Consider the following 23820-nt stretch of genomic DNA (forward strand, 5'->3'; position numbering starts at 1 on the left):
TTACTACCTTAAAAGAAAAATAAGTTATAATCATTATATCATTTTACATAAAAAAAAGGTTTAAATTTGTTAGTTCATATATGCTGTTCAGTCGATAGTCACTTTTTTTTACAAAAATTAAGGTCATTTTACCCAAATGAAGAGTTGATTGGTTTTTTTTATGATCCTAACATACACCCCTTTAGTGAGTACAAACTTCGTTTAATGGATGTAAAAAGAAGTTGTGATAAATTAGGTGTAAAACTCATCGAGGGAGAGTATGATTATGAGGGTTGGATAGAAGCTGTTAGAGGATTTGAATCTGAGCCTGAAAAAGGAAAGAGATGCTCCATTTGTTTTGATAATCGTCTAGAGAGAACTGCCAAAAAAGCAGTTGAATTAGGCATAGATAAAATCACTACAACTTTGCTTACAAGTCCTAAAAAATCAATGGAGCAGTTAAGACAAAATGCTCTACATGTAGAGGAGAAATTTGATATCGAGGTAATAACTCCAGATTTTAGAAGTGGTGGAGGAACTCAGGAGCAATTTGCACTAGCTAAAAAAGATATGCTTTATCATCAAAATTATTGTGGATGTTTGTTTGCTCTTGAAGTTCAAAGAGAGCAACAAGACAGATTAAAAGATGAACTTATGAGTCCTATAACTGCTCAAGTTTTACCAAACTCTATTGAAGATAGAATTTGTTTGTATGAAGAAGTTATAAAGTGTGAAGAAAATAATGCAAAATTTAAATTAAGACGAGAAAAGTTCTTAAATTATAGGCTTTTACAAGGTTTACTTAGGAGAAAAAAAGAACCGATTGATAGTTATATTTTGTTTTACTCAACTCTAAATCGAAGCTTTACAAGAGGAAAAATTGAGTTTATTGAAGATGGAGTTGGCTATTTTAACAGAGAAGAAGTTTTGTTTGTTGAGCTTGAAAAATTTAATAAAATTGCAAAAACTAATTATAAAAACATAAAAGAGATGATGAAAAATCCGCCCTCAATTAAAACTGAACTATATGTAAGAAAAGAGCTTAGTTATAGTGATTTTACCTCGCTAAATCCAATAATCGTTATTGAAAAAGTCGAGCTTTGTAAATATGAATTGCTAATAAAATCTAAAACCTATAATGATGTTAGAGAAAATTTAGTAAAAATTAGATAAAATAGTAAAATTTTTAAAAAAGGCTTAAAATTGATTATAGATGTAGTAGAAATCCAAAAAATTTTACCTCACCGTTTCCCTTTTTTACTCATAGATAGAGTTACTGATTTAAACGAGGGAGAAAGCATAGAAGCTTTTAAAAATGTCACTATTGGTGAACATGTATTTCAAGGACACTTTCCAGACCATCCAATCTACCCTGGAGTTATGATTGTAGAAGGTATGGCTCAAGCTGGTGGTGTTTTGGCGTTTAAAAGTGCTAGTAAAGATGAGCAAGAAGCAGCAAAAGATAAAGTAGTTTATTTTATGAGTATTGATAAGTGTAAGTTTAGAACCCCTGTTAGACCTGGAGATAGATTGGTTTATAAACTAAGCGTGTTAAAACACAAAGGAAGTATTTGGGTTTTAGACGCAAAATCATATGTTGATGATAAGTTAGTTTGTGAAGCTGAATTAAAAGCAATGATTGTGGATAAATAAAAATGGCGCAAATTCATCCAAGTGCTGTTGTAGAAGATGGCGCAGTTTTAGAAGAGAGTGTCATAATCGGTCCAAATGCTTTTGTATCAAAAGACGCTGTTTTAAAAAATGGTGTTGAAATTATGCAAGGAGCTGGAGTTTATGGTGATACTTTTATAGATGAAAATACAAAAGTTTATCCATATGCGATTATTGGCATGCCTCCTCAAGATATTGGATATAAAAGTGAAGATGATGTTAAGGTAATAGTTGGCAAAAACTGCACAATTAGAGAGTTTGTTACGATAAATGCAGGTACTAAACATGGTGGTGGCATAACTAGAATTGGGGATAATTGTTTTATTATGATTTATTCTCACATTGCTCATGATTGTCAGGTTGGAAACAATGTAATTATGGCGAACAATGCTACACTAGCAGGACATGTTGAGATTGGCTCTTATACTGTAATTGGCGGTATGACACCTATTCATCAATTTGTGAAAGTTGGTGAAGGATGTATGATTGGAGGAGCTAGTGCGATTAGTCAAGATATACCTCCTTTTTGTTTAGCTGAAGGAAACCGTGCAGTTGTTAAAGGCTTAAATGCTGTTGGATTAAAAAGAAGATTTGAAAAAGATGATATAAGAGCATTACAGAGTGCTTTTAGAAAACTTTTTAGAAGTTCACTTGCTATTAAAGATGTGGCAAATGAACTTTTAAGAGAAGATACAAATGAAAAGGTACAACAACTTTGTAGTTTTATACTTGAAACTAAAAGAGGTATACCTTATGAGAGGAAAAATAATTAAAATGAATAACAAATTAGCAATACGACCGAGAGGTTGTGCTTTCTCACAGAGAGTGCAAAGCACAAGAGTCGCGAGGAATTCATCTCGGACTTTGTTTGAGTTGAAGGGGACAGTATGAAGGAATGTAGCTTTTGTGGATCAAAAGAGAGTAGTGACACAAGACTAATAGCTGGAGAGAATGTTTTCATATGTGAGCATTGTGTAGTTTCAGCGTATAAAATATTTTTTGGAGATTTAGAAGAGCAAAACCAAGAAGAAAAAGAATCTTTTAGTGGTGAGCTTTTAGCTCCTAAGCAATTAAAAGAGATGTTAGATAACTATGTAATTGGACAAGATAATGCCAAGAAAGTTTTTTCAGTTGGTGTATATAATCATTACAAAAGAATTTTTAAGCAATCAAGTATAGAAGATGATACAGAAATCTCAAAATCAAATATACTTTTAATAGGACCAACAGGAAGTGGAAAAACTTTGATGGCTCAAACAATGGCAAGATTTTTAGATGTTCCAATTGCTATAAGTGATGCTACAAGCCTAACTGAGGCTGGGTATGTTGGAGAAGATGTTGAAAATATCTTAACAAGACTTCTTCAAGCAGCTGATGGCGATGTAAAAAGAGCTGAGCAAGGCATAGTTTTTATTGATGAGGTTGATAAAGTAGCAAGGATGAGTGAAAACCGTTCAATCACAAGAGATGTAAGTGGTGAGGGAGTTCAGCAAGCTCTTTTAAAAATCATAGAAGGAAGTGTTGTAAATATTCCTCCAAAAGGTGGAAGAAAGCATCCAAATCAAGAGTTTTTACAGATTGATACTTCAAATATATTGTTTATTTGTGGTGGAGCTTTTGATGGACTTGAAGAGATTATCAAAAGAAGAAAAGGTAAAAATGTACTTGGATTTGATCAGGAAAAAAGATCAAAAAGTGATGATAGTAAGCTACTAGAAGAAGTTGAGCCAGATGATTTAGTTCATTATGGTTTGATTCCTGAGTTAATTGGTCGTTTACATGTAGTGGCAACTCTTGGTGAAATTGGTGAAGATGAGATGGTTAGAATCTTGACTGAACCAAAAAATGCTATATTAAAACAATACAAAAAACTTTTTGCGATTGATAATGTTGAGCTTAATTTTGAAGATGATGCTTTAAAAGAGATAGCAAAACTTGCAATCAAACGAAAAACTGGAGCTAGGGGTTTGAGATCAATTATGGAAGAAGTGATGGTTGATATCATGTATGAACTTCCTGAGCTCGAGGGATATGAGGTAATGATAACAAAAGATGTAATAATTAGTGGTGAAAAGCCACTTTATATCAAAAAAAATAAAAAAAGTGCTTAATAAGGTAATAAGAAATGATTCTTGATAATATAATAGGTTTTTTCTCAAGTGATATGAGTATAGATTTGGGAACAGCAAATACGCTTGTTCTTTTAAAAGGTAAGGGTATCATCATAAATGAGCCTTCAGTTGTGGCAGTTCAAAGAGATAAGTATGGAAGACAAAACATACTTGCAGTTGGACAAGAAGCTAAGAACATGGTTGGTAAAACTCCTGGAAATATAGAAGCGATTCGTCCAATGAGAGATGGGGTTATAGCTGATTTTGATATGACTGAAAAGATGATTAGATATTTCATTGAAAGAGCTCATAAAAGAAAAAGTTTTTTAAGACCTAGAATTATCATATGTGTTCCTTATGGGCTAACACAAGTTGAAAGAAAAGCAGTAAGAGAATCAGCAATGAGTGCTGGTGCTAGAGAGGTATTTTTGATAGAAGAGCCAATGGCAGCAGCTATTGGTGCAGATTTGCCGATTCGTGATCCAAAAGGAAGCTTAGTTGTTGATATTGGAGGGGGTACAACTGAGATTGGAGTTGTGTCACTTGGAGGATTAGTTATCAGTAAATCAATTAGAACTGCTGGAGATAAGATTGATTTAGCAATTGTAGATTATGTTAAAAGAAAATATAACCTTTTAATCGGTGAGAGAACTGGTGAAGAGATAAAGATAGAAATAGGAACAGCAATTCCAATGGATGAGCCACTTTCAATGATGGTAAAAGGAAGAGACCAAGTAAGTGGACTTTTAAGCAGGATTGAACTTACTAGTGAAGATGTAAGAGATGCTATAAAAGAGCCTTTAAAAGAGATTGCAGATGCTCTAAAAGATGTTTTAGAGGTAATGCCTCCTGATTTAGCTGGAGATATAGTTGAAAATGGAATTGTTTTAACTGGAGGAGGAGCACTTATTAGAGGTTTTGATAAGTATTTATCTGATATTGTTAAATTGCCAGTTTTTGTAGCAGAAGAGCCACTTTTAGCAGTTGCAAAAGGTACAGGACGTGCATTAGAAGAGATAGGATTATTGCAACAATTAGCAAATGAATAAACTTAAACTTCTTATACTCATAGGCTTAATAGCTCTTGTATCATTAAAATATGGTAATGATATTAAGAGCTACTTTGTAAAGTTTTCTGTTGGGAGTGTCTCGACATATCTTGATTATAAGGAGTTTATCCAAAACAAAATAGATGAGCATTTTTCACAAGCCAATGAGATAAAAAAGTTAAGAGAAGAAAATCAAAGGTTAAAAGCTTCAAAAGAGTTATTAGAAGCTTTTGCTTCTCACTTGAATGATGTTTTAAAACAAAAAGGAGTTGATAAGTACACTCCAAAAGTAAAATTAGTTCGTTCAGTTTCGTATGTTAATTTAAATGATTATTTTAAAGTTTGGATAGATTATAAAGATTTTAATAGCTCAAAGATATACGGACTATTGAATAATGGTGCAAGTGCGGGGATAGTTGTTTCAAATAACAATAATCCAATGGCACTTCTTTTAGGAGATCCTAAATCAACATTCTCTGTTTTTGTTGGAAAAGATAAAATTCCAGGTATTGTAATTGGTAAAAAACATGAAGTTATAGTTAAATACATACCGTTGTGGATGTATCCAAAAGTAGGAGACGAAGTTACAACTAGTGGGCTTGATGGTATTTTTTTTCCTGGAGTTAGAGTTGGAGTTGTAAAAGAGGTTATAAAAGAAGAGTTTTCAAAAAGTGCAATTATAGAGCCATACTCAAAAATTAGTGTGCCACTTTATTATCATATTATTGAAAAAAATTGAATTTAAAGCCATATTATTGGATTTGAATTGAATTTTTACATAGGATTACACATATGCCAAAAAGAGAAGACATAAAAACAATTTTACTAATAGGTTCAGGCCCTATTATCATAGGTCAAGCTTGTGAGTTTGATTATAGTGGCACTCAAGCTACAAAAACTTTAAAAGAATTAGGATATAGAGTTGTTTTAGTAAATTCAAATCCAGCAACTATTATGACTGATCCTGAATTTGCAGATAGAACATACATAGAGCCTATTAATGAAGACATTATTGCAAAAATAATAGAAAAAGAAAATGTAGATGCTATTTTGCCAACTATGGGAGGGCAAACTGCACTTAATGTTGCTATGAGCATGTATGAAAAAGGAATGCTTGAAAATGTAAAATTTTTAGGAGCAAATCCTGAAGCTATCAAAAAAGGTGAAGACAGACAAGCTTTTAAAGAAGCCATGATGAAAATTGGCATGGATTTACCAAAGAGTAAATATGCATATAATATGAGCGAAGCCATGAGCGCTGCTGAAGAGATAGGATTTCCTCTTATCATAAGAGCTTCATATACACTAGCAGGTGGAGGAAGTGGAGTTGCATATAATATAGATGAATTCAAAGAGTTAGCTTCAAGCGGCCTAGAAATTTCTCCTATTAGTGAGATTTTGATTGAAGAGTCTTTGTTGGGATGGAAAGAGTATGAGATGGAGGTTATCAGGGATAGGGAAGATAACTGTATCATTGTGTGTTCTATTGAAAACTTTGATCCTATGGGAGTTCACACAGGAGATAGTATAACAATTGCTCCAGCACTTACTTTAACAGATAAAGAGTATCAAAAGATGAGAAATGCATCTTTTGCGATATTAAGAGAAATTGGAGTTGATACTGGAGGAAGTAATGTTCAATTCTCAGTTGATCCAAAAACAGGCAGGATGACTGTAATTGAGATGAATCCTCGTGTTAGTAGAAGCTCGGCTCTTGCTAGTAAAGCAACAGGTTATCCAATCGCAAAAGTTGCGACTCTTTTAGCAGTTGGCTTTACTCTCGATGAAATCACAAATGATATAACAGGAACTGCTGCTTCATTTGAGCCAGTTATTGATTATATTGTTACAAAAATTCCTCGTTTTACATTTGAAAAATTTCCTATGGCAGATAGTACACTTGGAACTAGTATGAAAAGTGTTGGTGAAGTAATGGCAATAGGAAGAACTTTTAAAGAGTCATTTCAAAAAGCTCTTTGTTCTCTTGAGATTGGGCTTAGTGGTTTTGATGAAATAACATATGATGATGAATTGTTAAAAAAAGAGATTAGAAGACCAAATGATAAAAGAATGCTTTGTATCATGGAAGCATTAGGCAGAGGCATGAGTGTTGAAGAGATACATGAGTTAAGTAAAATTGATAAGTGGTATTTAAATCAGTTTAAAGATATTTTAGAGCTAGAAAAAAAGCTTGATATGTTTGCTTTAAATGATGAAAAGCTTTTAAGAAAAGCAAAAACTTTTGGTTTTTCTGATAAAAAGATAGCTTGGCTTATCAATAAGTATGATAATTTAGAATTGACTCAAAATGATATTTATACAGCAAGACAAAAGCTTGGAATTGAACTTGAGTATAATGAAGTAGATACTTGTGCAGCTGAGTTTAAAGCTTTAACTCCTTATCTTTATTCAACAACAAATATAACTAAGCTTCCAAAAACTAAAGCAAAAAAAGAAAATAAGAAAAAAGTTATGATAATAGGTGGTGGACCAAATAGGATTGGTCAAGGAATTGAGTTTGATTACTGTTGTGTTCATGCTTCTTATGCTCTAAAAGATATGGGCATTACAACTATAATGTATAACTGTAATCCTGAAACAGTTTCTACTGATTATGATACTAGTGATATACTTTATTTTGAACCAATTGATTTTGAGCATGTAAGAAGTGTGGTTGAAAGAGAAAATCCAGATGGAATTATCGTTCATTTTGGTGGACAAACTCCACTTAAAATTGCAAAAAGACTTACTGTTATCGGTGGAAAGATTATAGGAACAACTGCAAGAGTTATTGATGAAGCAGAAGATAGAGAAAAATTTTCAGCATTTATCAAAGAAAATGGCTTAAAACAACCACGAAATGCAACTGCAATTAGTGAAGAAGAAGCAATTAAATATGCAAAAGAGATAGGCTATCCAGTACTTGTAAGACCTTCTTATGTACTTGGTGGAAGAGCTATGAGGATAGTTTATAATGAGGATGAGTTAAAACAATATATGCAAGAAGCAGTTAGTGTTTCGCATAATTCTCCAGTATTGTTAGACCAATTTTTAGATAGAGCAATTGAACTTGATGTAGATGCTGTTTGTGATGGAGTTGATGTTTACATTGGTGGAATTATGCAACATATCGAAGAAGCTGGAATCCACAGTGGAGATAGTGCATGTTCACTTCCTACAATTTCACTAAGTGAACATTTAAGAAAAAAAGTAGAAGAACAAACTAAAAAGATTGCGCTAAATCTTGGAGTTGTAGGGCTTATGAACATACAATTTGCAATCTATAAAGATGATGTTTATATGATTGAAGTAAATCCAAGAGCAAGTCGAACTGTTCCATTTGTTAGTAAAGCTACTGGAATTCCTTTGGCAAAAGTAGCAACAAGAGTAATGTGGCAAGGAAATTTAAGAGAAGCACTTAGTTTTTATGATAAGTATAATGTTGTTTGTGAAGAAGATGGCATACTAAAGCCAAAATTAAAAGGACATGTTAGTGTTAAAGAGGCAGTATTTCCATTTAGTAAATTAAGTGGGGCTGATCTTATACTAGGTCCTGAGATGAAAAGTACAGGTGAAGTTATGGGGATTAGCGATAGTTTTGCTACTTCATTTGCAAAATCTCAAATCGCATCATTCAATATGCTTCCAAGCAAAGGAACAGTATTTATCTCTTTAACAGATATTGATAAAGCTTATGCAAAAGAGATAGGAGAAGGCTTTAGTAAACTTGGCTTTAAAATTTTAGCAACAAGTGGTACTCATAAAGCTTTATTAATGGCAGGAGTTGATGCAGAGTTTATCCATAAGATAAGTGAAGGTAGACCAAATGTCGAAGATAAGCTTAAAAATGGTGATATAGATTTAGTTATCAATACAAGTGATGCAAAATCAAGTAAAGATGATGCTAAAAAGATTAGACAATCAGTTCTAAGATTTAATATACCATATTTCACAACAATAGCAGCAGCAAGAGCAGCAGCACTTTCTATAAAAGAAGTAGAAGATGGAAGTGCACTTATCCCAAAAGCTCTGCAAGATTATTTAGAGTAAAAAATGATTCAGCAGTTAGTATATTTAGTTCAAACAGATACAACTGCTGGATTTTTATCTCAAAATCCTTTAAAACTTTCAAGCTCAAAACAAAGAGATCCAAATCAAAAATTTTTGATTTGTGTTGATTCTTTTAAAACTTTAAAAAATTTTACAAGAGTTCCAAAAAATTTAAAAAAAAGTATTAGAAGAGCAAAGAAAACAACTTATATATATCCTAATAAAAAGGCAATAAGAGTAGTAAAGGATGAAGAGCACTTAAAATTCCTAAAAAAGTTTCATTGGATGTACTCATCTTCAGCCAATAAAACAAGACAAAACTTTGATTTTAGATATGCTAATGAAAAAGCTGATATAATAGTTGAAGATGAGCGAGGTTTTTTTGAGAGTTCACCTTCAAAAATAATAAAGATTTCTAAATCGAAACAGCAAAGGATTAGGTAATGCTTTATATTGTTAATTCTTTTTTTATGGGAATTATTTTTGTTAGTATTTTAGATTTCTTATATTTTATTGGACTTAAGATAAACTATTTTGATTTTTATGGAATTAGTGAGTATTTTAATATCATATTTGTTGATAATCAAAATTTTTATATGCTTTTGCCACTATCATTTGTAGTCGGCTATCTTCTCTTGTATAGCGCCTTTTCAAAGTTTTTCTTCAAAATTTACTTAGTTGTGCTAATTGCCTCTCTTTTTACTCTATATGCTCCAGTTGGAAAAGCATTTGGAGATATGATTTTTAAACAAGAGAATCAACAGGTAAAAGTTGGCTCAACTCTTTTTGAGGCTGATGTATTATATATGGGAAGAAGTTTTGTCTACATGTATAGAAAAGATATAGACAAAACCATCAAACTCAAGGTTGATGAAGTAACTTTTTGATAGCTAAACTAGCAAGAGTTAGCCCAAAGCTTCCTGTTACCCCTACAAAGCTACCTAGTTCTTTACACTTTGCTTCTTCAGGAGAAAAAACTACATCAAACTTTTTATTGAATCCTCTTTTTTTAAGTTCATTTCTAAATTTTTTAGCAAGTCCATCGCCATATGTTTTCCATATATTAGTTACTTCAATCTTGGTTGGATCTAATTTTTTTGCTCCTCCCATAGAACTTATAAGTTTTGGATAAACTTTGATTGCTAATGCCACTTTAGCATTCATATCATCAATAGCATCAATTACTAAGTCAAATTTATCAAAATCAAATTCTTCAATCCATTTTGGAGTGATTTTTGTCTCAATTGGAGTTACTTTTGGATATAACTCTTTTAGTCTATGAACTTTAACTTCTCCAACTTTTTCACTCCCAATTTGCCTATTTTGATTGGTAACATCATAAGTATCAAAATCAACTATAGCTATATTTTGTAAACCTGTTCTATAAAGTGCATCTAGACAAAAACTACCAACACCACCTACTCCCAAAAGCAATATTTTTGCATTTTGAAGTTTTTGAAAATCATCTCCAAAAAGAAGTCTACTTCTTGAAAACTTATCTGCTTTCATGCACCCACTCACTAAGTTTATTCATATCTTCATAAGCACTCATATCCAGCTTAATTGGTGTAACTGAGACATAACCATCTTCAATCGCACTTAAATCACAGCTTTTATTTTTGCTAGGTTGCCAATCAAGTACATGTGTTCCTATCCAGTAGTACTCTTCTCCTCTAGGATTTCTATGTAGATGTGCATCATTGTTGTACATCTTATAACCTGCGTGAGTAACTTTTATGCCTTTACATTCGCTTAGTTTTATTGGAGGTATATTAATATTTAAAAATCTTCTCTCCCCTAAGGGAAAACCACCATCAAGAATTTTTTTTGAAATTTCATAGGCATATTTTTGAGCCAAATCATAACCATATTTTTTAATTGACTCTACTCCATTTTCATATACCTGAGAAATCGCAATAGCTGGAACTCCTTGTAGAACTGCTTCCATGGCTGCACTTGCAGTTCCACTATATGTTATGTCTTCTCCCATATTTGAGCCTTTGTTTATCCCACTAACAACCAAATCAGGTAGATTATCTTCTTTAAAAAGAGCGTGCAAAGATAGATAGATACAATCAGTTGGTGTTCCATCATCAAGTTTATAAAAGTCATCATCTAATTTTACAAATCGTAAAGGTCTTGTTAATGTGAGCGAGTGACCACAAGCAGACTTTTCAGTTGTAGGAGCAACAACTGTTACATGTCCTAGTGGTTTTAATGCTTCTACTAAGGCTTTTAATCCATCACTTTCAAACCCATCATCATTAGTTATTAATATTTGTTTCATATATTCTCTTTTTTTTGTTTTTATTATAGCATATAAACATTGACTACACACATATTGTGATAGAATAACAGGGTAATTCAAATTTAAGTTTTACATCAATTTTGATCTCATTCTCAAAAATGCATCCTTGCATTTTTTCCGAGGCTTCGGACTATTTGTGCATCCTTGCACAAATAAACGTCCCAAGAACCGATAAAATTTGATGTAAAACTTAAATTTGAATTACCGTAGTAGATAAGTAAAGAAAGGATATGTTATGTGTGTTATGCATGCTCCAATTAACAGGGAAGCCCCAAGAGTAAGAAAATATAAAAAGCGTGAAAAAACTACAAGAACGCCTTTTAATAAAGCTCTTTTAAAACCAGACCCAGATTTTATTGATGAAAGAAAGGTAGAGAAAAAAGAAGAAAGTAAAGGATTTTTTAGTAAACTACTAGGAATTTAATCTATAGTAGGTAAGTTATGAAATTATTAGTCTCTATTTTGGAGCCTTCAGGCAATCTTCACTTTGAGCCTATATTAAAAAAACTGGACAATTGTGAGCTTCTTGGTATATTTGATGAGAGGTTTGGAAAACCTATAGAGTCAAGTTCATCTTTTTCTATTATGGGTTTTGTAGATGCAATCCCAAAGATAAAACTAGCAAAAAAAACAATTAAAAAAATGGTAGAATTAAGCTTTGATGCTGATTTTGTACTGCTGATTGATTCTCCAGCCTTTAATTTACCACTTGCAAAAGCCATTAAAGAGCAAAATCCAAATATAAAAATAATTTATTATATACTACCTCAAGTTTGGGCATGGAAAGCTAAGAGAGTAAAAAAGGTTGAAAGGTATTGTGATGTATTGGCTTCAATCTTACCGTTTGAGCAAAAATTTTACAATAGAGCAACTTATGTGGGGCATCCACTGCTTGATGAAATTTCTACATGTAAAAAAGAGTATGAAAAAACCGGATATATCTCTTTTTTGCCAGGAAGTAGAAAAAGCGAGATTAAAAAACTTTTTCCAATTTACAAAGATGTAGCAAAACAAATAAATAAAAAAAATATTTTAGTAATTCCAAAACATTTTAGTGATGAAGAAATATCTAACATTTATGGTGATATTAGTGATTTTGAAATTTCAAGAGATGCGCATGATAGTTTTTTAAGAAGTGAGTTTGCATTTGTTTGTTCAGGAACTGCAACACTTGAAGGAGCTCTTATTGGAACGCCTTTAGTTTTAGCATATAAAGCAAAATCCTTTGATGCTTTTATTGCTAAAAGATTTGTAAAATTGAGTCATGTTGGCTTGGCTAATATCATAATGGATTTTGAAGGTTTAGAGCCTTTACATGTAGAACTCTTACAAGAAGATGTAACTAGCCAAAACCTTTTAAAAGAGTATGAATTGATGGATAGAGAAAAGTTTTTTAAAAATTCTTTGAAATTACATCAAATCTTATCTCATGGAAGTTGTGAGAGAATGATAAGCTTAATTAAGATATAATACTACTTTAATAAACAGTTAAATAATTCTAGGCGACAGCCTAAGCTTTCTTGCAAAGAGTGATTTGCAAAAGCAAACCGCTTCGCTTCACAAGAGTGCGAGGAATTTTTTGCTGGACTTCGTTCAGAAAAAAAGGAGACAGTTAAATGGAACCAATGACCCAATACGGTTATAAAAAATTAACAGATGAATTAAATGATTTAAAAAAAGTACAAAGACCAAATATTGTTCAAGAGATTGATATTGCAAGAAGTCATGGAGACTTAAAAGAAAACGCAGAGTATCATGCAGCAAAAGAAAAACAAGCATTTATTGAAAGCAGGATTGCTGAGCTTAGTTCACTAGTAGCTGATATCAAAGTGATTGATCCTTCTACTTATGAACATGATCAAGTCAGGTTTGGCTCAACTGTAAAGCTGGAAAACCTAGATACTGAAGAAGAAATTACATATACTATAGTTGGAAGGTTTGAGAGTGATCCAGATAGAGGTCTTATCTCTTTTAATACTCCTCTTGCAAAAGGGCTCATGGGAAAAGCTGAGGGCGATGAAGTAGAAATCATGCTTCCTGGTGGAAAAAGTGAATTTGAAATATTAGAAGTGAGTTATGAACCTATAGATTTTGAAGGTAAATAAGATGAAAAAAGTTGCGATTATTGGTGCTAGTGGCTACACGGGGCTTGAACTTATAAAAATTTTGATAAATCATCCAGAGTTTGAACTAAGCTATATTGGAACAAGTAAGGGTGGAGAAGATTTTATTTCAATGCATCCAAGTTTAAAAGATGTTTTTACATGTAAAGTCCAAATGAGTGATCCTAAAGAGATTGCAAAAGTTGCTGATTTGGCTTTTTTAGCACTTCCACATAAGACTGCCATGGGATTTGCAAAAGAATTACTAAAATTAGGTGTAAAAGTAGTTGATTTATCAGCTGATTATAGGTTGGAACTTGAAGCTTATGAAGAGTTTTACTGCTCCCATGAAGATAAAGATAATTTAAAAAATGCAGTTTATGGGCTTCCTGAAATCTATAAAGATGATATAAAAAAAGCAAGTCTCATAGCAAATCCAGGATGTTATCCAACAGCATCTATTTTAGGGCTTTTGCCATTTTCTAAGTATATAGATGAAAATTATCCTATTTTTATAGATGCAAAAAGCGGTGTTAGCGGAGCTGGAAAGACTCCAAGTGATGTAAAACATTTTGTAAAAGTAAATGAAAATATTTTTGCATACAATCCACTAAAACACAGACACTCTCCAGAGATAAAAGAAAAATTGAAAAAAGTTACAAATAAAGATTTCGAAGTAAACTTTGTACCTCATTTGATTCCTGTAACAAGAGGTATGTTGGTTAGTATATATCTAAAATTAAATAGCGAGATAGATGCAAAAAAAGTAGTAGAAGATTTTTATAAAGATACTAAATTTGTTAGGGTTAGGCAAACTCCAGTAGAGATTAAATCAACTGCTGGAACAAATTTTTGCGATATTTTTGTAGCTCAAAATGGCTCAAGCCTGTTTGTTTCTTCAAGCATAGATAATTTGCTAAGAGGAGCATCTTCTCAAGCAGTTGTAAATGCAAATTTGATGTGTGGCTATGAAGAAACTCTAGGGATACCAACTATTGCTTATGCACCTTAATATAAAAAATGGAGCTATTTTTATAGCTGATTCACATGAAAATAGCTCTACTTCAAATTTTTACGATTTTTTAAAAAAGATTCATGCTAAAGACATACAAACTAAACAACTCTTTTTGATGGGAGATATGTTTGATTTGTTAGTTGGTAAAGTAGATGCTACAGTTGAAATGTATGAAAAATATATAGATTTACTTGATGAAATTGCTTTACATGTAGAAACCATATATTTTGAAGGCAATCATGACTTTTCACTTTCAAATTTATTTAAAAATGTAAAAGTCATACCAATAGAGTCTCAACCTGTTATTGGTTTGTTAGAAGATGGAACGAAAGTACATTTGTCTCATGGCGATAAGTTTGAAAAGTACATACATGTAATTTATACTAAAATAATCCGCTCAAAAACTATTTTAAAACTTTTAAATATAATAGATATTTTGTGTTTTAACAAAGTTTCTAAAACGATACAATCTAATCAATTAAAAAAGGATATTTGTAGGAAAATTGAAAATTTTGAAGAAATTATTAGCGCAAAGATAGGTTACTATGGGGCCCAAAAAGGTGAATTTATTTTAGAAGGACATTATCATCAAGATTACAAATTTTCCAAAAATAAAATTAATTATATCAATTTACCCTCTTTTGCGTGTAATCAAAGTTATTTTATTGTAGAATGCTCCTTAGAAGAAAAATTTGCTCATAAAAAATAAGGGGCTATAATGTTTGATGATGATGTTTTAAAGGTAGGCTCCAATGAAATGGAGTTGGTTGACTTTCGTATTCTAAAGCAAGAAGAAGATAATGTATACGAAGGGATTTATGGTGTAAATGTAGCAAAGGTTAGAGAAATTATCAAAATTCCTAAACTAACCGAGCTTCCTGGAGTTCCAGAATACATAGAAGGTATTTTTGATTTGCGTGGAGTTGTTATCCCTGTTGTTAATTTAGCAAAGTGGATGCAAATAACCGAGCCTCCTATAGAAAATTTAAAACCTAGAGTAATCATAACAGAGTTTAGTGATATTCTAATTGGTTTTATTGTTCATGAAGCAAAAAGAATTAGAAGAATTAGCTGGAATGATATAGAACCAGCATCTTTTGTCGCGGGAATGGGAGCATTAGATAAATCTCAAATTACTGGTGTTACAAGAATTGAAAATGATGAAGTATTATTGATTCTAGATTTAGAAAGTGTTGTACAAGAGCTAGGAATTTATCAGCCAAAAATGGAAGCTGATAATAGAATTATAGACCAAATTGATGGAACAGCTTTAATTTTAGATGATAGTATAACTGCTAGAAAACTAGTTCATGATGCCTTAGTTAAAATGGGTATGAGAGTAGTTGAAGCAAAAGATGGTTTAGAAGGAATTGAAAAAATCAATGAGCTCTATGATATATATGGAAAAGATTTGAAAAAAGAGCTTAAAATAATCATTTCTGATGTTGAAATGCCAAGAATGGATGGATTCCATTTTGCAGCAAACATAAAAGATGATGATAGATTTAAAGAGATACCAATAGTATTTAATTCTTCAATAAGTGATCATTTTAGTGAGATAAGAGGAAAAGAGGCGGGCGGAGAAGCCTATTTGACAAAATTTGATGCGTCGGTTTTTTATAAAGAAATATCTAATGTTATAAAATCGCATGTAAATAGTGAAGGGTAGGGCTAGAGTGATGGATGATATTCAAGAAATTTTAGAAGATTTTTTGATCGAAGCGTTTGAATTAATTGAACAGCTTGATCAAGACTTGGTAGAGTTAGAAAACAATCCTGAAGATTTAGAACTATTAAACAGTATCTTTAGGGTTGCTCATACAGTAAAAGGCTCATCTTCATTTTTAAGCTTTGATGTCCTTACTAAACTTACTCATCACATGGAAGATGTTTTAAACAAAGCAAGAAAAGGTGAGGTTAAGCTTACTGAAGATGTTATGGATGTTGTTTTAGAATCCATTGATATGATGAAAACACTTCTTTTTTGTATTCGTGATAATGGAAATGATACTGAAATTGGAATGGATTTAACAGATATTATTGCAAGGCTTGATGCTATAAGTAATGGAGATGAGATTCCTGCTAGTTCAGATGAAACTGAAGAAGTAAAAGAAGAGGTTGAGGAAGAAACCAAAGAGCCTGAAGCAGAAGTACAAAGTGATAGTGTTGAGGATTATTCAAATTTAAGTGATGAAGAGGTAGAAGCAGAAATTGAAAGGCTTTTAAACGAAAAGAAAGCTGAGAGTAAAAAGAAAAAAGCATCTAAAAAGCAAAATACTCCAACTCCTCCATCCAATAGTACTAAACCAACAGCTAAAAAAGATACAAAGCCTTCAGGCTCAACTGCTCCTGCTAAAAAACAAGCATCAACATTAGAGCAGACAATAAGGGTTGAAGTTAATAGACTAGATCATTTAATGAATCTTATTGGTGAGCTTGTACTTGGCAAAAATAGACTTTTAAAAATTTATGATGATGTTGAAGAAAGATATGAAGGTGAGAAGTTTTTAGAAGAGTTAAATCAAGTAGTTTCAGCAATTTCTTTAGTTACAACTGATCTTCAAATTGCTGTTATGAAAACAAGAATGCTTCCAATTGCAAAAGTTTTCAATAAGTTTCCAAGAATGGTTCGTGATTTGTCTCGCGAACTTAACAAAAATATTGAGCTTAAAATTTCTGGTGAAGAGACTGAGCTTGATAAGTCTATTGTTGAAGAAATTGGAGATCCATTAGTTCATATTATTAGAAATTCATGTGATCATGGAATTGAAGATCCTGATACTAGAGAGGCTATGGGCAAAAGTAGAACGGGAGTAATTGAACTAAAAGCTTATAATGAAGGTAATTCAATAGTAATAGAAATTACAGATGATGGTAAAGGTCTTGATGCAGATATGCTTCGCTCTAGATGCATCGAAAAAGGTATTATTACTGAGAGAGAAGCAGATATAATGGGTGACAAAGAGGCATTTGCCCTTATATTTAAGCCTGGTTTTTCAACAGCTGAAAAAGTTTCCAATGTAAGTGGACGCGGTGTTGGAATGGATGTTGTAAAAACAAATATAGAAAAATTAAATGGTATTATTGATATTGATAGTGAGATTGGAAAAGGAACAATCATTAAGATGAAAATTCCTTTAACTCTAGCTATTATACAAGCATTACTTGTTGGTGCTCAAGAAGAATACTATGCAATTCCACTAGCGGCAGTATCTGAAACTGTTAGAATTTCTCTTGATGAAATTTATACAGTTGAGGGAAGAAATGTTCTTCGTTTGAGAGATGAAGTTTTATCTTTAGTAAGACTCTCAGATATATTTGGTGTTAAACAAGTTTATGAATCAGCAGAGCATACCTATGTTGTAGTTATTGGATTGGCTGAGCAAAAGCTTGGAATTATAGTAGATACTTTAGTTGGCCAAGAAGAAACAGTTATAAAATCAATGGGAGATTATCTACAAGGAATTGACGGAATTGCAGGAGCTACAATCAGGGGTGATGGTGGAGTAACATTGATTGTTGATGTAGCATCACTAATGGAGATGGCAAAGGGCTTAAAAGTAGATATCAGAGAAAAGATGCAGTCAGAACAAAAGAAAAAGACCGAACCAGGTGATTATACTGTGTTAGTTGTTGATGATAGTAAAATGGATAGAAATATCATGAAAAAAGCACTTGAGCCTATTGGAGTTAAGACAATTGAAGCAACAAATGGTCAAGAAGCTCTAAATATGCTAAAATCAGGTGAACACGATATTGATATCATTTTGATTGATATTGAGATGCCAAGAATGGATGGCTATACTTTAGCTAGTGAAATTAGAAAATATTCTAGGTATAAAAATCTACCTCTAATTGCAGTTACATCAAGAACAAGCAAGGCAGATAGATTACGAGGTGTAGAATCAGGTATGACAGAGTATATAACTAAGCCTTATTCACCAGAGTACCTAGAAAATGTGGTACGCAAAAATACGAATCTTTTAGCGGAGTAATATTATGCCAGATAAATTAAAACAGATACTTCAAAAGCAACAAAAGCAGATTGAAGAGCCACAAAAAACTGATGAAGATATTGTTCAGTTAGTAGGTTTTATAATAGGTGATGAAGAGTATGCAATACCGATTTTAAATATTGTAGAAATTATAAAGCCAATAGAATATACTAGAGTTCCTAGTGTTCCTGATTACGTATTGGGGGTTTTTAATATAAGGGGAAATGTAATACCACTAATTGATCTTAGAAGAAAATTTAATCTTCCTCCTATTAATCCAACTCCAGATACTAGATACATAGTAATGAAGGGTGAAAATAATATTGCAGGGTTTGTAATAGATAGACTTACTGAAGCAATTAGGATAAATCAAAATAGAATCGATCCCCCACCAGAGACTATTTCAACTGATGCTGGTATGATATATGGTATTGGAAAACGAGAAGATAGTATGTTAACAATTCTAAAAGTGGAGTCTCTTTTAAAAAGAGATTTCTAAAACTCTTGAGGGGCTTTGCCCCCTCATTTTCTACATGTTACAATAGGAAAATAATGAAACTTTGTGTATTTGATTTTGATTCTACTTTGATGGATGGAGAAACAATAGATTTTTTTGCATCAAAATTAGGAATAGAAGACAAGGTAGCTAGCATAACAAACAAAGCTATGAATGGAGAATTGGATTTTTTTGAAAGCTTAACAACAAGAGTTAAACTTTTAAAAGGTTTGGATGTTAGCGTTGTAGATGAAGTATGTAAAAATCTTCCATATATGAATGGAGCTAAAGAAGCTATTAGCGAACTTAAGAAAAATGGTTATAAAGTTGTTGTTTTTAGTGGTGGATTTAGAAACGCAACAGGTTATGCAAAAGATATATTAGGTTATGATGCAGATTTTTCAAATGTTTTACATGTAAAAGATGGTAAATTAAGTGGTTTAGTTGGTGGTGATATGATGTTTGATTTTAGTAAAGGCGATATGCTTTTAAGACTTCAATCACTACTAGGAGTTAGCAAAGAAAATACAATTGCTGTTGGCGATGGCGCAAATGACAGATCTATGTTTGCCCATGCTAAAACAAAAGTAGCATTTTGTGCAAAAGATGTATTGAAAAAAGAGGCAAATGCCGTAATTGAAACAAAAGATATGAGAAAATTATTGGAGTTTATTTAGATGTATAAAAATATAAATTTTTCACTTTGGTGTGATTTCGTTGAAAGAGATTTTTTAAAAAGTGAGTTTAAAGTGCTACTAGAAAAAAAGGTGTTCAATGGAGCTACAAGTAATCCTGCCATTTTTAAATCAGCTTTTTTAAATTCGCCTGCTTATAAAAGTGATAGAGAAAAATTAAAAGATTTAGATGCTAAAGAAGTTTATGAAACTCTGGCTATAGAAGATATAAAATTGGCTGCAAAAACTTTGTTGCCTTTATATGAAAAAGGAGATGATGGCTTTATCTCTATTGAGGTTGATCCTTTGTTATGCGATGATGCAGAAGGCACGATTAAAGAGGGGAAAAAGCTTTTTGAAAAGATAGGTTATCCTAATGTTATGATTAAAGTTCCAGCAACTAATGCAGGATATAAAGCAATGCAATCTTTGATGAGTGAAGGGATAAATGTAAATGCTACTTTGATTTTTTCACAAGAGCAAGCACAAAATTGTCTAAGTGCATTTAAAAAAGCAAATGAAAAGTTAGGTGTCAACCTTCCAAAAGCTGTTATTAGTGTATTTGTAAGTAGATTTGATAGTAAGCTTGATGAAAGATTGAAATCTTTAGGACTACCTGAGGCAAAAGTTGGAATTTATAATGCTATTAAGATTTATGATTTGATAGAGAGTTATGGTCTTGAAAATGTAAGAACTCTGTTTGCAAGTACTGGTGTAAAAAGAGATGATTTAAGAGCAGATTATTATATCAAAGAGTTGTTATTTAAAAACTCAATCAACACGGCACCTTTAGCGACTATTAAAGAATTTATAAAAAATGACGATGCCAATGAGATAAAATTAAAAAAAGATTATGTAGAATTTTTTGATAAATTAGAAGAAAATGGTATAGATATGCAAAAAGTATATGATGAATTGCTAGAAGAAGGTTTGCAATCTTTTAAAGATGCATTCAAACAAATTTTAAAAGAGTTATAAAATGTCAGTAGATGTAGAATCATTAACCTTTGAGATGACTAAAAAGTTAAAGTTTTATCTTAGTAAATTAGTACAATATAATGGTAGTGATTTGCATATAAAAAGTGGGACTAACATACGAGGAAGAATTAATGGAGAAATTGTTCCACTATCAAAAGAAATTTTAACTTATCAAGATGGTTTAACTTTGGCAAAAGAGCTTTTAAGAAGTAGATTTGATGATTTAGTTAAAAATAAAAATGTTGATTTTACTTTTAAATTAAATGATGAATATAGATTTCGTGTAAATCTTTTTTTTCAAGTTGATGGCGTTAGTGGTGTTTTTAGAACAATTCCAATGACAATGCCAACAGTTGAATCTTTAGGATTGCCTCCGGTTATAAATAATTTTTGTGATATTGCAAGAGGATTAGTTTTAGTTACTGGTCCTACTGGAAGTGGTAAAACAACCACACTTGCTTCAATAATAAACCGTATCAATTTAACTAAAAAGAAGCATATTATAACTATTGAAGACCCAGTAGAATTTGTCTATAAAGATGCACAAAGCATAGTAAATCAAAGAGCAATTGGACAAGATGCAATAAGTTTTGCAGATTCTCTAAGAGCAGCACTTCGTGAAGACCCAGATGTTATACTAGTAGGTGAGATGAGGGATTTAGAAACCATTGAAACTGCTATGCACGCTGCTGAAACTGGTCACTTGGTTTTATCAACTCTTCATACAGTTGATGCTAAAGAGACTATAGGAAGAATTATAGGTATGTTTCCTGGAAGTGAACAAAATCGTATTAAAATGTCATTGGCTTCAGTTCTTCAAGGCATTATTTCACAAAGACTTGTAAAAACTATAGAGGGTGGAAGATGTGCTGCAGTTGAAATTTTGGTTAAAAATACAAGAATTGAATCTTTAATATTAGATGGAAGAGATGGAGAAATTCCTGATGCTCTAAAAGAGGGCAAAGATGTTTATAAATCTCAAACTTTTGACCAAGCTCTTTTAGATTTGTATGCGATTGGCAAAATATCAAGAGAGGAAGCACTAATCAGTGCTACTAGTAGAAATGATTTATCAATGGCTCTTGATTTTTATGATGCACAAAAAGCAACGGCAAAAAAGGGAGTTGAAAAAACTTTTATAGAAGAAGACAAAGATATATTTAAACTAAAGCAATAATTTAGCATTATTTATGTATAATTTGCAGCTTAAATTTTAAAAAGGATAGAAATGTTAGAAGGTATTGTTAGAGAGAGTATCGACAAAAAGACTACTAAGGCTTTAAGAAGAGATGGTTTTCTAATTGCTAACATTTACGGAAAAGGCATTGAAAATATAAATGCTGCGTTTAAAGCAAACGAATTCGTAAAAGCAGTTAAAAATAAATCATCTTTGGCTTTCCCAGTTAAAGTTGGGGATAATGAATACAAAGTTGTTGTTCAGGAGTATCAAAAAGACCCAGTAACTTCACAGCTTTTACATGTAGATTTAAGAGTTGTTCAAGATGGTGTTGTATCAAAGTATTTGATCCCTGTAAAAACTGTTGGAACTCCAAAAGGTTTAAAAAACAAAGGTGTTTTAATCAACTCTAAAAAAAGAATTTTAGTTAAATGTGCAGGTGAAAACCTTCCTGATAACTTTACTTTAGATGTTAGTGATTTAGATGTAGGAGATACAATTTTGATTAGAGATATTGAAGTTCCTGCAAATGTACAAATCATGGATGAAGATAGAGTTTCAGTTGTTGGAGTTATAAAAGCTAAGTAATGACTCTAGTCGTTGGACTTGGTAATCCAGATTTAAAATACAAAAATAATCGGCACAATGTCGGTTTTATGCTCATCGATAAATTTATCGATGAGCTAAATACTACAGATATTTCAAAACCTCAATTTAGAGGAATTCTTTACAAATCAAAAGATATATTGCTATTAAAACCACACACTTATATGAATTTATCAGGTCAAAGTGTAAGAGCTGTTTGTGATTATTATAAGCCTGAAAAAGTCATAGTTGTTCATGATGATTTAGATTTGCCATTTGGAAATTTGAGATTTAAACTAGGTGGTGGTCATGGTGGCCACAATGGATTAAAATCAATTGATGCGAATATTGGTAAAGATTATTTTAGAGTTAGAATTGGCATAGGAAAACCACAAGATAAATCAAAGATAGCTTCATATGTACTCAGTGATTTTTCAAAAGATGAGCTTTTAAAGTTGGATGAAATTTTAGATGTTGCCATAAAAGCTGTTAAAGAACTTATAAATGAAGAGTTAAGTACAATATGCCAAAGATATACTCTAAAGAAGGCATAGATGAAAATTTTTCAAAAATACATTATTTTTAATTATTTAAAGAATTTTTTTATAATTTTTATTTCATTAGAGTTTTTTTATGTTGGTATTGATATCTTAGCAAATTATACCAAACTCCCAGAATCTGCGAACTTACAACTTTTATATGTTGTTTTTAAAAGCCTAGATGCTATAAACTATTCAGCCCCACTTTCTATAGTATTTGCAATGATTGTAACAAAATTTGCTATGATAAAATCAAACGAGTTAGTTACTTTATATTCTGTAGGAGTTAGCAAGAAAGATGTTATAAAGCCGTTATTTTCTTCTGCACTTTTTTTAGCACTAGTATATATCTTTCTTAATTTTACATCTTTTGTTTATTCACTAGAATACAGTAGAAATCTTTTAAAATATAGCACGATTTCTAAAACTTCAAACGAATTATTTTTAAAAAATAATGACCAATATATTTATTTTAAAAGCTTAGATCCTATAAAAAAATATACAAAAGGGATCAAAATCTTTACAGTAAAAGGCAATGATTTAAGCCAAATTGTAAGTGCAAAAAGTGGTTATTTTTCAAAAGGAAATTGGATATTAAAAGAGGTGATTATCGAAGATAAACCAAAGGTAAACTCTATAAAATCTAAAGGTATAAAAAAAGTTTATAAAAAAAAGTATATTACTTTAAAAGACTTTAGGCCAAAAATTATAGAAAATGTTCATAAAGGTGAATACAAAATGTCTATTATTGATGCAATTGATGCACTAAAGTTTTTTTCATCTCAGAACCTAAACTTAGATAGAGTAAAAACGATTCTTTATTCACAACTTTTATTTCCTTTATTCGCTCCTTTTATGGTAGTAATACTCTTCTATAATCTTCCAGCAAGTAGTAGGTTTTTAAACTCTGCAATTCATAGTTTTATGTTTGTTTTTATTACACTTCTTACTTGGGGAATTTTGTTTATTTTGACTAAATTATCCTCATCCTCAGTTATTATACCTGAATTAGGGGTAATAGTTCCTATTGTATTTTTAGGAGTTTTTACTCTATACAAATATTATAAAGAAAATTAATAAACTTTTAGATA

25 protein-coding genes are annotated in these 23820 nt (G+C 31.5%); 23 read left to right on the forward strand and 2 right to left on the reverse strand.

The window, feature by feature from the left end; translation table 11 throughout:
- The first annotated feature begins 66 nt into the window (after positions 1-66).
- The 9 genes from ACKGJI_RS01350 to ACKGJI_RS01390 all read left to right on the forward strand — a co-directional run bounded on the left by ACKGJI_RS01350 (position 67) and on the right by ACKGJI_RS01390 (position 9747).
- Complete coding sequence (locus ACKGJI_RS01350) at positions 67-1152, forward strand: epoxyqueuosine reductase QueH (protein WP_458700766.1); 1086 nt, start codon at positions 67-69, stop codon at positions 1150-1152.
- Between the two features lie 33 nt (positions 1153-1185).
- The gene (gene fabZ / locus ACKGJI_RS01355; protein ID WP_458701676.1) at positions 1186-1632 is read left to right on the forward strand and encodes a 3-hydroxyacyl-ACP dehydratase FabZ; all 447 of its coding nucleotides are present in this window, start codon (positions 1186-1188) and stop codon (positions 1630-1632) included.
- Positions 1633-1634: 2 nt separating this feature from the next.
- Positions 1635-2423 carry an acyl-ACP--UDP-N-acetylglucosamine O-acyltransferase gene (lpxA, locus tag ACKGJI_RS01360; RefSeq protein ID WP_458700767.1) on the forward strand — a complete coding sequence of 263 codons (789 nt, stop codon included), beginning with the start codon at positions 1635-1637 and terminating at the stop codon, positions 2421-2423.
- A gap of 114 nt (positions 2424-2537) precedes the next feature.
- A complete protein-coding gene (gene clpX, locus ACKGJI_RS01365; protein WP_458700768.1) occupies positions 2538-3761 on the forward strand; it encodes an ATP-dependent Clp protease ATP-binding subunit ClpX in 1224 nt (407 codons plus the stop codon).
- Positions 3762-3775: 14 nt separating this feature from the next.
- A complete protein-coding gene (locus ACKGJI_RS01370; RefSeq protein ID WP_458700769.1) occupies positions 3776-4810 on the forward strand; it encodes a rod shape-determining protein in 1035 nt (344 codons plus the stop codon).
- Positions 4803-5549, forward strand: a complete 747-nt coding sequence (gene mreC / locus ACKGJI_RS01375; protein ID WP_458700770.1) for a rod shape-determining protein MreC — start codon at positions 4803-4805, stop codon at positions 5547-5549. Before ACKGJI_RS01370 ends, mreC begins: the two co-directional genes overlap by 8 nt.
- Positions 5550-5602: 53 nt before the next feature.
- Complete coding sequence (gene carB, locus ACKGJI_RS01380; RefSeq protein WP_458700771.1) at positions 5603-8860, forward strand: carbamoyl-phosphate synthase large subunit; 3258 nt, start codon at positions 5603-5605, stop codon at positions 8858-8860.
- 3 nt (positions 8861-8863) lie between these two features.
- Positions 8864-9304, forward strand: coding sequence for a Sua5/YciO/YrdC/YwlC family protein (locus ACKGJI_RS01385; RefSeq protein WP_458700772.1), 441 nt, complete (start codon positions 8864-8866; stop codon positions 9302-9304).
- Positions 9304-9747: an isoleucyl-tRNA synthetase gene (locus ACKGJI_RS01390; RefSeq protein ID WP_458700773.1), complete on the forward strand. Its 444-nt coding sequence runs from the start codon at positions 9304-9306 to the stop codon at positions 9745-9747. The genes ACKGJI_RS01385 and ACKGJI_RS01390 overlap by 1 nt, the downstream gene beginning before the upstream one ends.
- Here the strand turns inward: ACKGJI_RS01390 and ACKGJI_RS01395 are convergent.
- Positions 9722-10369, reverse strand: coding sequence for a tRNA threonylcarbamoyladenosine dehydratase (locus tag ACKGJI_RS01395; RefSeq protein ID WP_458700774.1), 648 nt, complete (start codon positions 10367-10369; stop codon positions 9722-9724). The genes ACKGJI_RS01390 and ACKGJI_RS01395 overlap by 26 nt on opposite strands.
- A complete protein-coding gene (gene surE, locus ACKGJI_RS01400; protein WP_458700775.1) occupies positions 10356-11147 on the reverse strand; it encodes a 5'/3'-nucleotidase SurE in 792 nt (263 codons plus the stop codon). Before surE ends, ACKGJI_RS01395 begins: the two co-directional genes overlap by 14 nt.
- Before the next feature lie 256 nt (positions 11148-11403).
- Between surE and ACKGJI_RS01405 the strand changes: the two genes are divergently transcribed.
- The 14 genes from ACKGJI_RS01405 to ACKGJI_RS01470 all read left to right on the forward strand — a co-directional run bounded on the left by ACKGJI_RS01405 (position 11404) and on the right by ACKGJI_RS01470 (position 23806).
- Positions 11404-11592 carry a hypothetical protein gene (locus tag ACKGJI_RS01405; RefSeq protein ID WP_458700776.1) on the forward strand — a complete coding sequence of 63 codons (189 nt, stop codon included), beginning with the start codon at positions 11404-11406 and terminating at the stop codon, positions 11590-11592.
- Between the two features lie 17 nt (positions 11593-11609).
- Positions 11610-12638, forward strand: coding sequence for a lipid-A-disaccharide synthase (gene lpxB, locus ACKGJI_RS01410; RefSeq protein WP_458700777.1), 1029 nt, complete (start codon positions 11610-11612; stop codon positions 12636-12638).
- 146 nt (positions 12639-12784) lie between these two features.
- Positions 12785-13273: a transcription elongation factor GreA gene (gene greA, locus ACKGJI_RS01415; protein WP_458700778.1), complete on the forward strand. Its 489-nt coding sequence runs from the start codon at positions 12785-12787 to the stop codon at positions 13271-13273.
- A gap of 1 nt (position 13274) precedes the next feature.
- Positions 13275-14282, forward strand: coding sequence for an N-acetyl-gamma-glutamyl-phosphate reductase (argC, locus tag ACKGJI_RS01420; RefSeq protein ID WP_458700779.1), 1008 nt, complete (start codon positions 13275-13277; stop codon positions 14280-14282).
- The gene (locus ACKGJI_RS01425) at positions 14272-14994 is read left to right on the forward strand and encodes a UDP-2,3-diacylglucosamine diphosphatase (RefSeq protein ID WP_458701677.1); all 723 of its coding nucleotides are present in this window, start codon (positions 14272-14274) and stop codon (positions 14992-14994) included. Before argC ends, ACKGJI_RS01425 begins: the two co-directional genes overlap by 11 nt.
- 9 nt (positions 14995-15003) lie before the next feature.
- Positions 15004-15954: a chemotaxis protein gene (locus ACKGJI_RS01430; protein ID WP_458700780.1), complete on the forward strand. Its 951-nt coding sequence runs from the start codon at positions 15004-15006 to the stop codon at positions 15952-15954.
- A 10-nt stretch (positions 15955-15964) separates the two neighbouring features.
- Positions 15965-18280, forward strand: a complete 2316-nt coding sequence (locus tag ACKGJI_RS01435; RefSeq protein ID WP_458700781.1) for a hybrid sensor histidine kinase/response regulator — start codon at positions 15965-15967, stop codon at positions 18278-18280.
- 4 nt (positions 18281-18284) lie between these two features.
- Positions 18285-18779: a chemotaxis protein CheW gene (locus ACKGJI_RS01440; protein WP_458700782.1), complete on the forward strand. Its 495-nt coding sequence runs from the start codon at positions 18285-18287 to the stop codon at positions 18777-18779.
- 53 nt (positions 18780-18832) lie between these two features.
- Positions 18833-19453, forward strand: a complete 621-nt coding sequence (serB, locus tag ACKGJI_RS01445; protein WP_458700783.1) for a phosphoserine phosphatase SerB — start codon at positions 18833-18835, stop codon at positions 19451-19453.
- Complete coding sequence (locus ACKGJI_RS01450) at positions 19454-20428, forward strand: transaldolase (RefSeq protein WP_458700784.1); 975 nt, start codon at positions 19454-19456, stop codon at positions 20426-20428.
- A gap of 1 nt (position 20429) precedes the next feature.
- Positions 20430-21605, forward strand: a complete 1176-nt coding sequence (locus ACKGJI_RS01455) for a type IV pilus twitching motility protein PilT (protein ID WP_458700785.1) — start codon at positions 20430-20432, stop codon at positions 21603-21605.
- Positions 21606-21656: 51 nt separating this feature from the next.
- Positions 21657-22193 carry a 50S ribosomal protein L25/general stress protein Ctc gene (locus ACKGJI_RS01460; protein ID WP_458700786.1) on the forward strand — a complete coding sequence of 179 codons (537 nt, stop codon included), beginning with the start codon at positions 21657-21659 and terminating at the stop codon, positions 22191-22193.
- Positions 22193-22744: an aminoacyl-tRNA hydrolase gene (gene pth / locus ACKGJI_RS01465; RefSeq protein ID WP_458700787.1), complete on the forward strand. Its 552-nt coding sequence runs from the start codon at positions 22193-22195 to the stop codon at positions 22742-22744. Before ACKGJI_RS01460 ends, pth begins: the two co-directional genes overlap by 1 nt.
- Positions 22745-23806: an LptF/LptG family permease gene (locus tag ACKGJI_RS01470; RefSeq protein WP_458700788.1), complete on the forward strand. Its 1062-nt coding sequence runs from the start codon at positions 22745-22747 to the stop codon at positions 23804-23806.
- Positions 23807-23820 lie beyond the last annotated feature (14 nt).

The organism is Sulfurospirillum sp. 1307 (assembly GCF_054408545.1).